At 68.5% G+C, this 13,548-nt stretch carries 9 protein-coding genes; 4 read left to right on the top strand and 5 right to left on the bottom strand.

Annotated elements, in window-relative coordinates; genetic code table 11:
* Window positions 1-30: 30 nt before the first annotated feature.
* From C8E99_RS04395 to C8E99_RS04385, 3 genes are read right to left on the bottom strand one after another with little or no spacing between them, the layout of a single operon-like run.
* Window positions 31-999, bottom strand: a complete 969-nt coding sequence (locus C8E99_RS04395; protein ID WP_170144523.1) for a MaoC/PaaZ C-terminal domain-containing protein — start codon at window positions 997-999, stop codon at window positions 31-33.
* Between the two features lie 16 nt (window positions 1,000-1,015).
* Window positions 1,016-2,392 carry a 3-oxoacyl-ACP reductase gene (locus C8E99_RS04390; RefSeq protein WP_115931270.1) on the bottom strand — a complete coding sequence of 459 codons (1,377 nt, stop codon included), beginning with the start codon at window positions 2,390-2,392 and terminating at the stop codon, window positions 1,016-1,018.
* A gap of 4 nt (window positions 2,393-2,396) precedes the next feature.
* Window positions 2,397-3,776 carry an acetyl-CoA C-acetyltransferase gene (locus C8E99_RS04385; RefSeq protein ID WP_245952083.1) on the bottom strand — a complete coding sequence of 460 codons (1,380 nt, stop codon included), beginning with the start codon at window positions 3,774-3,776 and terminating at the stop codon, window positions 2,397-2,399.
* A gap of 86 nt (window positions 3,777-3,862) precedes the next feature.
* Between C8E99_RS04385 and C8E99_RS04380 the strand changes: the two genes are divergently transcribed.
* Together C8E99_RS04380 and C8E99_RS04375 are read left to right on the top strand one after the other, a co-directional pair.
* The gene (locus C8E99_RS04380) at window positions 3,863-4,654 is read left to right on the top strand and encodes a TetR/AcrR family transcriptional regulator (RefSeq protein ID WP_245952082.1); all 792 of its coding nucleotides are present in this window, start codon (window positions 3,863-3,865) and stop codon (window positions 4,652-4,654) included.
* The gene (locus tag C8E99_RS04375; RefSeq protein WP_115931268.1) at window positions 4,651-6,816 is read left to right on the top strand and encodes an acyl-CoA dehydrogenase family protein; all 2,166 of its coding nucleotides are present in this window, start codon (window positions 4,651-4,653) and stop codon (window positions 6,814-6,816) included. The genes C8E99_RS04380 and C8E99_RS04375 overlap by 4 nt, the downstream gene beginning before the upstream one ends.
* A 71-nt stretch (window positions 6,817-6,887) precedes the next feature.
* Here the strand turns inward: C8E99_RS04375 and glgA are convergent, their stop codons facing one another.
* Window positions 6,888-8,084: a glycogen synthase gene (gene glgA / locus C8E99_RS04370; protein WP_115931267.1), complete on the bottom strand. Its 1,197-nt coding sequence runs from the start codon at window positions 8,082-8,084 to the stop codon at window positions 6,888-6,890.
* A gap of 80 nt (window positions 8,085-8,164) precedes the next feature.
* Here glgA and glgC point away from each other — a divergent pair, with 80 nt between their 5' ends.
* Both glgC and pepN read left to right on the top strand, forming a co-directional pair.
* Window positions 8,165-9,409, top strand: a complete 1,245-nt coding sequence (gene glgC / locus C8E99_RS04365; RefSeq protein ID WP_115931266.1) for a glucose-1-phosphate adenylyltransferase — start codon at window positions 8,165-8,167, stop codon at window positions 9,407-9,409.
* Between the two features lie 232 nt (window positions 9,410-9,641).
* A complete protein-coding gene (gene pepN / locus C8E99_RS04360) occupies window positions 9,642-12,407 on the top strand; it encodes an aminopeptidase N (RefSeq protein ID WP_245952081.1) in 2,766 nt (921 codons plus the stop codon).
* Window positions 12,408-12,428: 21 nt separating this feature from the next.
* Here the strand turns inward: pepN and lplAB are convergent, their stop codons facing one another.
* Complete coding sequence (lplAB, locus tag C8E99_RS04355) at window positions 12,429-13,502, bottom strand: lipoate-protein ligase LplAB (protein ID WP_115931265.1); 1,074 nt, start codon at window positions 13,500-13,502, stop codon at window positions 12,429-12,431.
* Between the last annotated feature and the right edge of the window lie 46 nt (window positions 13,503-13,548).

Below are 13,548 nucleotides of genomic sequence, written 5' to 3'. Positions count from 1 at the left end.
CGCGCTCCTGCTCCTGCCCCTACTCCGCCCCTACTCCTGCCCCGACCTCTGTCCCGAACCTGAGCCCGGGACCGTGATCGAGCCGGTGAAATGCGGCTTGCCGGTGCGGCCGTTCCACGCCGTGACCTCGGTTGTGACCTCAGTTGTGCGCTCAGTGTTACGGCGATCTGTGTGGACGACGCCCAGGGACACCGTTCCGGGGAGCAGCACCGGAGTGGCGAAGGAGATTTCCCACTCGTGGCCGGCACCCGCCGGTTCCCGGCCCGCGAGCATCCGCCCGGCCAGGTACATGCCGTGGGCGATCATGCCCTTCTGCCCCAGGAGCTTCGCGGTCACCGGGTTCAGGTGGATCGGATTGAAGTCCCCGGATACGGCGGCATACTCCCGGCCGGTGGACGCGGGCAGGCGCCACTGCGCGGTCAGCTGCGGTGCCGTGAATGGCGGGTGGCTGGCCTTGGCCGGGCGCTCGTGGGCTGGCAGGTGGACTCCGGCGGCCAGATACGTGGACGTGCCCTCCCACAACAGCTGCATCTCCCCGGTGCCATCGGTGGGGCCGCTGACCGGGCTGCCAACGCGCGCTGGCCCGTGGACGGTGACGACCAGGTCCACGGTGGTCCCGGACGGATGAGGGCTCAGGCGGGTGACCGAGGCGGCCACCTCCACCGGGGTGCCAGCCGGTACCGGGGCATGGTGGACCACACGGTTGCAGAGGTGGACCATGCCCAGCAGGGGCAGCGGGAAATCCGGATCCGCCATGAGTTCCATGGCCGCCGGGAAGGAGGCGACGTGCACCAGCACCGAGGGCAGGTCGGCCGGGTCCAGCACCGGACCGTTCCGGTGGAACATCCGGGCGTACCGGGTGGCGAGCTCGGCACTGATCTCGTGGTCGTGGACCACCACGGTCCGTCCCGGCAGCTGCTGCGGTCGGCGCCGTCTGACCAGCGCGTCCTTGGCTGCCGTGGACAGGGCGGCCCGGTAGCTCGAGCTCAAGGGAGTCATGGTCTCGCGTTCCATCTCAGGCCCCCATCATGCCCTGGCCGCAGACACGCAGCGTGGAACCGGACGTCCCCCCAGCCGCATCGGAGACCAGGTAGGCGATGGCCTCCGCCACGTCGACGGGCCGGCCCCCCTGCTGGAGGGAGTTCAACCGGCGTGCGACCTCACGGGTGGCCATCGGCATCCGGGCGGTCATCTCGGTCTCGATGAAGCCGGGGGCCACCGCGTTGATGGTTCCTCCGCCGGCCGTCTCGGCAGTGCTCATCAGCTCCGCTGTGGCGGAGACCATCCCCATGACGCCCGCCTTGGACGCGGCGTAGTTCGTCTGGCCGGCGTTGCCCGCGATCCCGGACGTCGAGGCGAGCGAGGCGATCCGTAACTCGTCCGCCACCATGCCCTGGCCGACTGCGGCCAGGAAGACCCGGTTCATCGCCAACTGGGACTCGATGTTCACCGCGAGCACGGAGTCCCACCGGGCGGCATCCATGTTGGCAAGCTTCTTGTCCCGGGTGATCCCGGCGTTGTGCACCACGATGTCCAGCCGTCCATGGCGCTCAGCGCAGTGCGCGAGGATCCGCTCGCCCGCATCCGCCGCGGTGATGTCCAGTTGCAGTGCGGTGCCGGCGAGCGAGTTCACGACGCCGGCCAGTGCCTCGCCGGCGGCCGGTACGTCGACCCCCACGATGGTCGCCCCGTCGCGGTGCAGGGTCGCGGCGATCGCGGCACCGATGCCGCGGGCGGCACCAGTCACCACGGCCACCTTGCCCGCCAGGGGCTTCTCCCAGTCCCGGGGCAGGGCGCCGGCATCGGAGGAGACCGGGATGAACTGGCCGGAGACGAAGGCACTCTTGGCCGATAGCAGGAAGCGCAGGGCCCCGGTGGCTCCCGGGGCGGACAGCGCCGTGTGCTCGCCCAGCACGATCCCGTTGGCGGTGGCCCCGCGGCGCATCTCGTGGGCGAGCGAACGGGTCAGGCCTTCGACGCCCTGGCGGGCTGCCCGCACGGCGGGCCGGTCCGAACCGAGGGGATCACGGTAGACGGTGACCACGCGGGCGGACGGGCCCAATTTCCGCTGCACGGCCCCGAGCTGCAGGGTGGTGGCGGATAGGTCGGCCGGCGTGCCGGCGTCGTCATAACAGGCGACGACGGCGCCATAGCGGTCGGCCGGAGCCGACTGGCGGCGGACATCCAGTCCCCAGTCCAGCAGGACGGCTGCGGCCTCGTCGGCCGCATGGCCGCCGCCGAGGACGAGCACAGAGCCCTCCACGAGGGCCTGGCCCGGCTCGTAGCGCCGCAGGACGGCCGGCCGGGGCAGCCCGAGGGCCCCGGCGAGCTTTTGGCCGAGCGGCTGGTTGACGAGGGCGGTGTAGGTATCAGTCTGCGGTGCCTTGACCATGCGCTCAGCGCCCCCGGACGATCGCGACGATGCCCTGGCCGCCGGCCGCGCAGACCGAGATCAGACCGAGTGAGCCCGGCCCCTTCTCGTGGAGCATCGTGGCCAGGGTTGCGGTGATCCGGCCGCCAGTGGCGGCGAAGGGGTGGCCGGCGGCCAGCGAGGAGCCGTTGACGTTGAGTTTGGACCGGTCGATGGCACCCAGGGGCGCGTCCAGACCCAGCTGGTCGCGGCAGAAGTCCTCATCCTCCCAGGCCTTCAGGGTGGACAGGACCGTTCCGGCGAAGGCCTCGTGGATCTCGTAGTAGTCGAAGTCCTGCAAGGACAGTCCCTGGCGCTGCAAGAGCCGGGACAGGGCGTAGGCCGGCGCCATGAGCAGGCCCTCCTTGCCGTCCACGAAATCCACGGCGCCGGTCTCGAAGTCCACGAAGTCGGCGAGCACGGGCAGGCCCCTGTCAGCGGCCCATTCCTCGGAACCGAGCAGGACGGTCGAGGCCCCGTCCGTCAGCGGGGTGGAGTTTCCGGCGGTCATGGTGGCCTCGTCCCCGAGGTCGCGGCCGAAGGCGGGCTTGAGCTTGCCGAGCTTCTCGAGCGTGGTGTCCGCACGCAGGTTGTTGTCCCGGGTCAGCTTGCCGAAGGGCGTCACGAGATCGTCGAAGAAGCCGCGGTCATAGGCGGCCGCGAGGTGGTGGTGGCTGGCCAGGGCCAGCTCGTCCTGAGCCTGCCGGGTGATCCCCCACTGGTGTGTGGTCCGTGCCTGGTGTTCCCCCATGGACAGCCCCGTGCGGGGTTCCTCGGTGCCCGGGGCCTCCGGTGCCAGGTGGCCGGGGCGGAACTTCAGGACGGCCTTGATCCTGTCCTGCGTGGTGCGGGCGCGGTTGAGCTCCATCAGCACGGCGCGGGCGGCGTCGTTGAAGACGAGGGGGGCGTCGGAGATGCTGTCCACCCCGCCGCCGATGGCCGAGTCGAGTTGCCCCAGCCGGATCTTGTTGGCGAGGCCCCCGATGGCCTCCATGCCCGTGGCGCAGGCGATCTGGACCTCGTGGGCCGGGGTGGCAGGGTCCAGTGAGGTGCCGAGGACGGATTCCCGGGTCAGGTTGAAATCCTTGCTGTGCTTGATGACCGCGCCGGCCGCGACCTCCCCGATCCGCTCCCCCTGCAGCCCGAACCGGGCAATGAGACCGTTCAGGGCGGAGGTCAGCAGGTCCTTGTTGGTGGCCTTGGCATAGGCGCCATGGGACCGCGCGAATGGGGTGCGGTTTCCGCCGATGATGACGGCCTGCCGCACCTCGCCACCGGCGATGGCGGGCTGGCCTGCGGCGATCCGCGCTGAGTCCTGCGGAGAAGCTGAGATGTTCGCGGAGTTCGTGGCGGTGTTTTCGGTCATGGTGATCCCTTCGGGTTTCACGGCGGGCCGTGGGTACAACGTGACGGGGCTTACTGATACCCAGAGTACCTGATACGCTCGGTATCGTGAATACTGCAGTCAACGACGCTGAAATGCCGGATGGCCGCGCCACCCGATGGGACGAGCACCGCCTGCAGCGGCGCGTAGACCTGATCCGGGCCGCCCGTCATGCCGTCCACGATCTCGGACCCCAGGCGTCCATGGGCGACATCGCCACGCATGCCGGGACCTCCAAGAGCGTCTTCTACCGGTACTTCGGGGACAAGAACGGATTGCAGGCCGCCGTGGGCGAACGCGCCATCGATTTCATGGAACGTGAGCTGCTGGCCGCCGCGGAGACCTCGGACAATGCCCTGGACGGGTTGTACGCGATGGTCGCCGTCTACCTCAGGCTGGCCGAGTCCTCGCCCCATGTCTATGCCTTCTCGACGCGACTGCCACCGGAGGCTCCCGAGATCACCGAGGGGTCCAGCACCTCCGGCCCGTCCGGCAACCCCGGTACCTCCAGCGGACAGCCGGCCGCCATGGCCGACTTCTTCGAGCGGATCGCCGCCGTGATGGATGTCCACTTCCGCGACTACTTGCGCCAGCAGGGCCGCCGGCCCTCCGCGGCCTCCGCCACCTGGTACTGGCCGCGGGCCGCCATCGGCATGGTCCGTTCGGCAGGCGAATCCTGGTTGGCGACCCCGTCCGGAACCGACCGGCCGGATGCCGGCCGGCTGGCACGCAAGATCACCGCGTGGCTCACGGTGGGCCTGTCCGGCACGTATGCCGCTGTCGATCTACCTGATCTGCCTGATCACCCCGTACACACGACGTCCACCGATCCGTCCACTCCCGAACAGGAGCAGTCATGACCACCACCTCTGATTCCAGCACCACCGCGGTACCGGCCGGGGCCGTGCCGCCCGCCGTCCAGGCAGATCCGGACACCGGGGCACACACCGCCTTCAGCGCCATCTCCGCGGCAGAGCCCGGCGGACTGGACCTGGATGCCGTCCAGCAGCTGCTGCTCGGGCGGTGGGCCGCGGACCGGTTGGAAGGACGGGAGAATGTCAAGGACCCGGACCTGCACAAGATCGAGAACCTCTCGATGGAGGACCACCGTGAGCGGGTGCTGGGTCAGCTGCGCATCCTCGTGGACCGAGGCCAGGTGAACAAAGCGTTCCCGCGGGGCCTCGGCGGCAGTGACAACCACGGCGGGAACATCGCCACGTTCGCGGAGCTGGTCAGTGCCGACCCGTCGCTCCAGATCAAGGCCGGGGTGCAGTGGGGTCTGTTCGGCTCCGCCATCCTGCATCTGGGCACGGAGGAGCACCACGAGCGCCTTCTGCCCGCCGTCATGAGTCTGGAGGTGCCGGGTGCCTTCGCCATGACGGAGATCGGCCACGGTTCGGATGTCTCCTCACTGGCGACCACGGCGACCTACGTCCCGGAGACCGATGAGTTCGAGATCCACACGCCCTTCAAGGCTGCTTGGAAGGAGTTCCTGGGCAACGCCGCACTCCATGGCAAGGCCGCGGTGGTCTTTGCCCAGCTGATCACCCGCGGCGTCAATCACGGGGTGCACGCGTTCTACGTCCCACTCCGTGATGGTGCCGGCGACTTCCTGCCGGGGATCGGCGGCGAGGACGACGGGTACAAGGGCGGACTCAACGGCATCGACAACGGCCGGCTGCACTTCGACCACGTGCGCATTCCCCGTACCAACCTGCTGAACCGCTACGGCTCCGTGGACGAGAAGGGCGCTTACTCCTCGGACATCGCCTCCCCCGGCCGCCGGTTCTTCACCATGATCGGCACCCTGGTCCAGGGCAGGGTCTCCCTCGCCCTGTCCGGTGCCTCCGCCTCCGCCCTGGCGCTGACCGGTGCCATCACCTACGGCAATCAGCGCCGGCAGTTCAACGCGACCTCGGACACGCACGAGGAGGTGCTGATGGACTACCAGCTCCACCAGCGTCGCCTGATCGATCGCCTGGCCCGGACCTATGCCGACACCTTCGCCGCCAACGAATTGCTGGAGAAGTTCGACTCCGTGTTCTCCGGGGAGTCGGATACCGACGAGGACCGGCAGGAACTCGAGACCCTGGCCGCGGCCATCAAGCCGTTGACCACCTGGAATGCGCTGGACACGCTGCAAGAGGCCCGCGAGGCCTGTGGTGGTGCGGGATACATGGCCAAGAACCGGTTCGCCTCGCTCCGTCACGACCTGGACATCTTCGTGACCTTCGAGGGAGACAACAACGTGTTGCTCCAGCTGGTCGGCAAACGACTGCTGTCCGACTACTCCAAGGACCTGACCAACCTCTCCATCGGAGCCCTGTCCCGCTACGTCCGGGGCCAGGCCACCGAGGCCGTCGTGTACCGGTCCGGCCTGCGCCGTGTGGTGCAGTCCGTGCAGGATGCGGGCTCGGAGCGCAAGAGCGCCAGCTGGTTCAAGGATGCCGAGGTTCAGAGGGCGCTGCTTGAGGACCGGGTGCGGTCCAAGACCGGGGCCGTCGCCCAGGCCCTGATGCCGGTGGCCAAGAAGTCCCAGGCCGAACAGGCCGCCACCTTCAACCTGCACCAGGCAGACCTGATCGATGCCGCCCGCAATCACGGCGAGTTGCTCGAATGGGAGGCTTTCACGCGTGCGGTCGAGCAGATCGAGGACGATCACACCCGGCAGATCATGACCTGGTTGCGCAACCTCTTCGTCTTGCGCGTGATCGAGGACGATCTGGGCTGGTTCCTCGAGACCGGCCGGATCTCCCCGCAACGCGCACGCACCCTGCGCACCTACATCAACCGTCTGGCGGCCCGCCTGCGTCCGCACGCGCAGACCCTGGTCGATGCCTTCGGTTACGAACAGGAGCATCTGCGGATGGACATCGCCACCGGGGACGAGGCACGGCGCCAGGACGAGGCCGCTGAGTACTATCGCAAGCTGCGTGCCTCGGCGGACGCCCCCATCCACGAGAAGGTCCTGCGCCAGCGGGAGAAGAACGCGGCCAAGGGGAGGAACAAGGACAGGAAGTAGGTCAGAGCAGCGGACCGGGCGGCCCTCCTGCAGGCTGGAGGTCTAGTCGACCGCGAAGACTCGCGCGTCGGTCACCGAAGGATGGACTCGTAGACGTCCAACGTCCGATCGGCGATGGCCGCCCAGGAGAAGTGGTCGATCGCCCGCTGCCGCCCATTCCGGCCCATCAGGCCTGCCGCGGTGGGATCCTCGAGCACGGTTGTCAGGGCGGCGGCGAAGTCGGTGACAAAACGCTCCTCGTCGAGCGGTGCCCCGGAGCCGTCGGCGCTCTGCTCAAGATCCACCAGAAGGCCGGTCTCGCCGTGCTGGACGACCTCGGGGATCCCGCCCACGGCGGAGGCGACCACGGCCGTGCCGCAGGCCATGGCCTCGAGGTTGACGATGCCGAGGGGCTCATAGATGGAGGGGCAGGCGAACACGGTGGCGTGGGACAGGATCTGCATGATGTCCGCCCGGGGAAGCATGCCCTCGATGACGGTCACTCCGTCTCGAGTGGCCTTCAACTCGGCCACCAGGCCAGTCACCTCGGCGGCCAACTCAGGGGTGTCTGCCGCACCGGCGCAGAGCACGAGTTGGACCTCGGGGGCGAGCCGTGCCGCGGCCCGCAGGAGATAGGGCACACCCTTCTGCCGGGTTACCCGGCCCACGAAGGCGACCGTCGGACGCCTCGGATCGATGCCGTGGCGCTCGAGGGTGCCGGCGTCGTGCTGGGGCGTCCACAGTTCGGTGTCGATGCCGTTGTGGACGACTCGGACCTTCTCCGGATCCACGTCCGGGTAGGCGGCCAGGATGTCCCGCCGCATTCCCTCTGAGACGGCGATGACGGCTGCCGCCGAGGCATAGGCGGTGGCTTCGGCCCAGGAGGACACGCGGTAGCCGCCGCCGAGCTGCTCGGCCTTCCAGGGCCGCAGTGGTTCCAGGGAGTGGGCGGAGAGAAGGTGCGGTACGCCGTGGAGGAGACCGCCGAGATGGCCGGCCAGGTTCGCGTACCAGGTGTGGGTGTGGATCAGGTCCGTGCCGGCCAGGTCCTGCAGGATGGCCAAGTCGGTGCCGAGGGTCTGGACTGCGGCGTTGGACGCCTCCAGGCCACCGGGGATGCCGTGACTGGTGACCTGTGCCCCGTGGAAGTCGGGGTCCCGGGCCTCCCCGAAGGCATGGACACGCAGATCGACCCTACCGGCCAGTACCCGGGACAGCCCGGCGACATGAACGCCGGCGCCCCCATAGATGGTCGGAGGGAATTCCTTGGTCACGATGTCGATGCGCACGACATCAACGTAGTCGAGTACAGAGGACTCCCGTTAGTGTGAAGGCACGGACACTCCTCCAAGGGAACGGGACGCATCAGATGCCACAGAAGAAGGTGCTGGCGGTCGTACTGGCCGGCGGTGAAGGCAAGCGGTTGTTGCCGCTGACGGCGGACCGAGCCAAACCCGCCGTTCCGTTCGCGGGAAGCTATCGGTTGATCGATTTCGCCCTCTCGAACCTGGTGAACTCCGGGTACCTGAGGATCGTGGTGCTGACGCAGTACAAGTCGCACTCCCTGGACCGGCACATCTCCGAAACCTGGAGGATGTCCACCCTGCTGCGGAACTACGTGGCGTCGGTCCCGGCCCAGCAGCGTCGCGGCAAGGACTGGTTCCTCGGCAGCGCCAACGCCATCTACCAGTCGATGAACCTCATCCACGACGCACGCCCAGACATCGTGGTGGTGATCGGGGCGGACCACGTCTACCGGATGGACTTCCAGCAGATGGTGGAGCAGCACATCGAGTCGGGGGTCTCGGCCACCGTTGCCGCCGTCCGGCAGCCGCTCGAGCTGGCATCGTCCTTCGGGGTCATCGAGACCCAGCGGTCCGATCCGAATCTGATCGAGCGCTTCGTGGAGAAGCCCGCGAAGACCGCGGGGCTCGCCGACGACCCGACGCAGTTCCTGGCGTCTATGGGCAACTACGTCTTCACCGCCGACGCACTGGTCAACGCCCTCAACGAGGACGCCCAGGCCAAGGACACGGATCATGACATGGGCGGAGACATCGTCCCGTGGTTCGTGGAGCAGAACGACTGCGGCGTCTACGACTTCAGCACCAACGTGTTGCCCGAGGAGGCTGACCGCACGCACTATTGGCGGGATGTCGGCACCCTGGACTCCTACTACGACGCGCACATGGACCTGGTCAAGCCATTGCCGGACTTCAATCTCTACAACCCTGAGTGGCCCATCTTCACCCGCCAATCCGTCTCTCCCCCAGCCAAATTGGTGCGGTCGGCGACGAAGCGCCCGGGCACCGCGGTGGACTCCATCCTGTCCCAGGGGGTGGTGATCTCCGGCGGAACCGTGGCCCAGTCCGTGCTGTCCACAGATGTTCGGGTGCACAACGAGGCCTGGGTGGAGCAGTCGGTCTTGCTCGACGGCGTCGTGGTGGGCAAGGGCGCCAAGGTGCGCAACGCGATCTTGGACAAGAACGTTGTGGTCCCGGAGGGTGTGCAGATCGGCTTCGACCGAGCTGAGGACGAGGCGCGCGGCTTCACCGTCACCGATTCGGGCCTCACCGTGACCTCTAAGGGGCAATTCGTCCCGCCCCTGGACTGAACGGCGGATAGCTCCTGCCGGCAGGTGGAACGAAGGAACCCCCAGTCAACAATGCTGAGGATTTGTTTTCAGGAGTACAAGGACTCAGGCATGTAGCGGAAGCCGCGCCCCCGGAGTAACCAGTGGCAATGAGGATCCGATCGGGGTCGACGGGCCGCTTTCCGTCAATTTCATTGAGATTCCTCAGGACTTGTCGATCACGATTTCGTGAAAGAGTGGTTGAATATCTCTCATGGTGATCGACAACACGCTGGACGCGCCCGTGGCCGACGCGCTCCCGACGTTCCTGGACCGCACGAATCTGACGCGGTACGAGGCGTTCGCCCGGTCCAACCAGGTGATCACCCGCGAGTATGACGTCCACATCGACGTGTCCACGGCCCTGGACCCCGCCGCCTCCGGCTACCGCTCGACGACGACCCTCACCTTCTCCTGTGTGAGTCCGGGAACGTGGACGTTCCTCGACTTCATCAATGACGGCGTGGAGTCGGTGGTCCTCAACGGCCGGACCCTGGATCCCGCACGGGTGGCCGGCCGTGCGCGCATCCTGCTGGAGGACCTGGCCGCAGAGAACGAGGTCACCGTCATCGGCACGGCCCTCTACTCGACGTCGGGCGAGGGACTGCACCGCTTCGTGGACCCCGCGGACGGACAGACCTACCTGTACACCCAATACGAGCCGGCTGACGCCCGCCGGGTGTTCGCGAACTTCGAGCAACCCGATCTGAAGGCACGGTTCACCTTCCACCTGACCGGGCCCGGACACTGGGTGTTGGCCTCGAACCAACCGGAGACCGCGCGCCAGCCGGCCGTCGTGGCGGCAAACAGTGTGGCAGACAGTGCCGCAGACGGTGTGGCACGCGCCTGCAACCTGGTGACCGTCGACTTCGCGCCCACACCGCCGCTGTCCACGTACCTCACCACACTGTTAGCCGGTCCGTACGCCACGTGGGCAGACCGCTGGGCCGGCCATCCGGCGTCGGGCGCCCCGGAGGTGCCCCTGGCCTTGTACTGCCGGGCCTCGATGGCCGCCTCCCTGGATGCCGAACGGCTTTTCGCCACCACCCGGGCCGGACTCGACTTCTTCCATGACCTCTTCGGTGTCCCGTACCTGTGGGGCAAGTACGGGCAGGCCTTCGTGCCCGAGTACAACCTCGGCGCCATGGAGAACCCGGGGCTGGTGACCTTCACCGAGGACTACGTCTTCACCTCACAGGCCACCGCGGCGCAGTACGAGGCGCGGGCCACCACGATCATGCACGAGATGGCCCACATGTGGTTCGGCGACCTCGTGACCATGCGCTGGTGGGACGACCTGTGGCTGAAGGAGTCGTTCGCGGACTACATGGGCACCCTCGCCGTCGCCGAGGCCACGGAGTTCACCGGGGCCTGGACCACCTTCGCCAACCGGCGCAAGGGGTGGGCCTACGTCCAAGACCAGTACCCGACCACCCACCCGATCGTGGCTGACATCACCGACCTCGAGGCAGCCCGGCAGAACTTCGACGGGATCACCTATGCCAAGGGTGCCTCCGTGCTCAAGCAACTGGTGGCCTTCGTGGGCCGGGACGCCTTCATGACGGCCTCCCGCCAGTACTTCGCCCGGCACGCCTGGGGCAACGCCTCCCTCGCCGACTTCGTGGACGCCCTTGCGGAGGCCTCCGGGCGGGATCTGGAGGAGTGGGTGGACACCTGGCTTCACACCCGCGGAGTCCCGGAGCTGAGCGTGGCGGACGGACGCCTCCACCACCGGGGCACGGACCCTGTGACCGGCGCGGAGGTGTTGCGCCCGCACGTGCTGAAGGTCGGTCGGTACTCCCCCGACGACGTCGGGCGGCTCGTCCGCACCGGCACGGTGGATGTGGATGTGCAGTCCGGTCGAGCCGGAACCAGCACGCGTGTGGTGCTGCCGGCTCCCGGTGACTCGGAGGAGGTGCAGCTCGTCCTTCCCAACGACGAGGACCTCACGTACGCCAAGATCCGGCTCGACGAGGCCTCACTGCACGCGGTGCTCCGCTATCCCGTCGGGAACGACTTGGCCTGCGCCACCGTGTGGGCCGCGCTGTGGAACATGACCCGGGATGCCATCCTGCCCGCGGCCCAGTTCGTGGACGCGGTGTGCCGGCTCTCGGGTCTGATGGCCGACGCCGGCCTGTACGGCCGGGTGCTCGAGCAGGCCCTGAGTGCCGTGTCCCGGTACGTCCCGCAGCCGGACCGGCCCGCCGTGCGGTCCCGCCTGGGTGCCGCGCTGGCCGACGCCCTGCAGACGACGGGCGCCGGCAGCGATCGGCAGCGGTCCGCAGTCCGTACCCTGGCCCGGTTGGTCCGCGGCACCCGTGACGAGGGAGCCACCGCAGCCGAGGAGCCCCTCGTGGCGGTCCTGCAGGCCCTCGTGGCCTCCGGCCCGGAGGCGGCGCGGGACCATGCCGTGGTGGCACCGGGGCTGGACGTGGACGCGGAGGTCCGCTGGGCGGCTTGGCAGGGGCTGGCCGCCCTCGGGTTGGCCTCCTTGGACGAACTACAAGCGGCGCTCCAGGCGGACGTCACCGCGGCCAACGCCGTCCGGCACCGGATGGCGTCCGCGGCGATTCCCGAGGCGCCCGTGCGCGGGGCGGCCTGGGAGGCCGTGATGACGGGCCGCACGGCGGACGGTCAGGCGTTGTCCAACGATCACCTCTCGGCCACGGCAGCCGGTTTCACCGCGTCCCGCCGGGACCTGGCGGCACCGTTCACCGGTCGGTTCTGGCCGGAGCTGGAGGATATCTGGTCCAGCCGGTCCAACGGTCTGGCCTCCCGGACCATCATCGGGCTGTTCCCCTCGGCGCAGGACGCCCTCCCGGGCACGCCCGACGACCAGCAGCTCCACCCCGTGGTGCTGGCGGCGAACGCCTGGCTGCAGGATCATCCGGATTCCCCGCGGGCCCTGCGCCGGCTCGTGATCGAGGAGACGGACGACGTGCTGCGGGCGCTGCGGGCGCAGGCAGCGAGTCGGCCCTGAGCCAGCCGCAGGACTCCGGGACTACGGCACCCGGGCCGTCCAGGCCGGCGTCGTGAACTTCGCGGTGGCCAGAGCCTCGGCACGAGAGATCTCGTCCTCGGTGAGGTGCGCCCGGGTGGCCCCGTAGCGGTCGGTGAACGTGGACATCATGGTCTCCCAGATCTCCGGGCGCGTCAGGCCGGTCTGGCGCCGCAACGGGTCGACGCGCTTCTTGGCTGAGCGGATGCCCTTGTCCCTGATCTTCTCCCGGCCGATGCGCAGGACCTCGGTCATCTTGTCCGCGTCGATGTCATAGCTCATGGTGACGTGGTGCAGCAGTCCCCCGCTGGCCAGCCGCTTCTGCGCGGCGCCACCGATCTTGCCCTCCGGCGTGGCGATGTCGTTCAGCGGCTGATAGAAGGCTTCCACTCCGGTCCTGGCCAGAGCGTCCATGGCCCAGGCGTCGAGGAACGGGTACGAGTCCGCGAAGGTCATCCCATCCACGAGGGACTGCGGCAGGTAGAGCGAGTAGGTGACACAGTTGTCCGCCTCCATGAACATGGCCCCGCCGCCGGAGATGCGGCGCGCGACCGTGATCCCGTGCCGCTCGACGCCCTCCGGATCCACCTCATTGGCCAGGGACTGGAACGAGCCGATGACGACTGCCGGCTCCGTCCACTCCCACAGTCGCAGCGCGGGCCGGCGCCGGCCGGCGGCCACGTCCTCGGTGAGGATCTGGTCCAGTGCCACCTGGGTGGTGATGGGCAGCGGCTGTGGCGCGAGGATCTCCCATTCATGGTCCTCCCATGTGGTCGCATGCCCCAGGGCACGGCGCACTGCCGTGGCCACGGCGGCCGGATCGAAGCCGAACATCACCGTCTCGGGCCCGACGGCGGCGCGCACCGTCTCGGCGATGGTCCCGTGGGGTGCGTTGAGGTCCAGCCCGAGGAGCGAGCGGTTGATGTCCTGCAGGGCCTCGTCCGGCTCGAGGAAGAAGTCGCCGTTGATGCTGGCTGTGGCAACGGCCCCGTCGGAGACCGTCAGGTCCGCGATGACCAGCTTGCCGCCGGCGACCTTGTACTCGCCGTGGTGGGAGGTTCTGAGAGGGGTGTTCATGTTTCCATCTTCACACCTCACGTTCCGGGGAGCTGGCGCGTCTACT

The sequence above is a fragment of the Citricoccus muralis genome (genome assembly GCF_003386075.1).
Classification (GTDB): domain Bacteria; phylum Actinomycetota; class Actinomycetes; order Actinomycetales; family Micrococcaceae; genus Citricoccus; species Citricoccus muralis.
The sequence above is the reverse complement of the archived record's forward strand: the minus strand, read 5'-3'. Positions and strand labels throughout refer to the sequence as shown.

What these genes read in the sequence shown, in the direction of transcription:
- C8E99_RS04395 (WP_170144523.1), bottom strand. Translation starts at nt 999, where the DNA reads ATGACTCCCTTGAGCTCGAGCTACCGGGCCGCCCTGTCCACGGCAGCC.
- C8E99_RS04390 (WP_115931270.1), bottom strand. Translation starts at nt 2,392, where the DNA reads ATGGTCAAGGCACCGCAGACTGATACCTACACCGCCCTCGTCAACCAG.
- C8E99_RS04385 (WP_245952083.1), bottom strand. Translation starts at nt 3,776, where the DNA reads ATGACCGAAAACACCGCCACGAACTCCGCGAACATCTCAGCTTCTCCG.
- C8E99_RS04375 (WP_115931268.1), top strand. Translation starts at nt 4,651, where the DNA reads ATGACCACCACCTCTGATTCCAGCACCACCGCGGTACCGGCCGGGGCC.
- glgC (WP_115931266.1), top strand. Translation starts at nt 8,165, where the DNA reads ATGCCACAGAAGAAGGTGCTGGCGGTCGTACTGGCCGGCGGTGAAGGC.
- pepN (WP_245952081.1), top strand. Translation starts at nt 9,642, where the DNA reads ATGGTGATCGACAACACGCTGGACGCGCCCGTGGCCGACGCGCTCCCG.
- lplAB (WP_115931265.1), bottom strand. Translation starts at nt 13,502, where the DNA reads ATGAACACCCCTCTCAGAACCTCCCACCACGGCGAGTACAAGGTCGCC.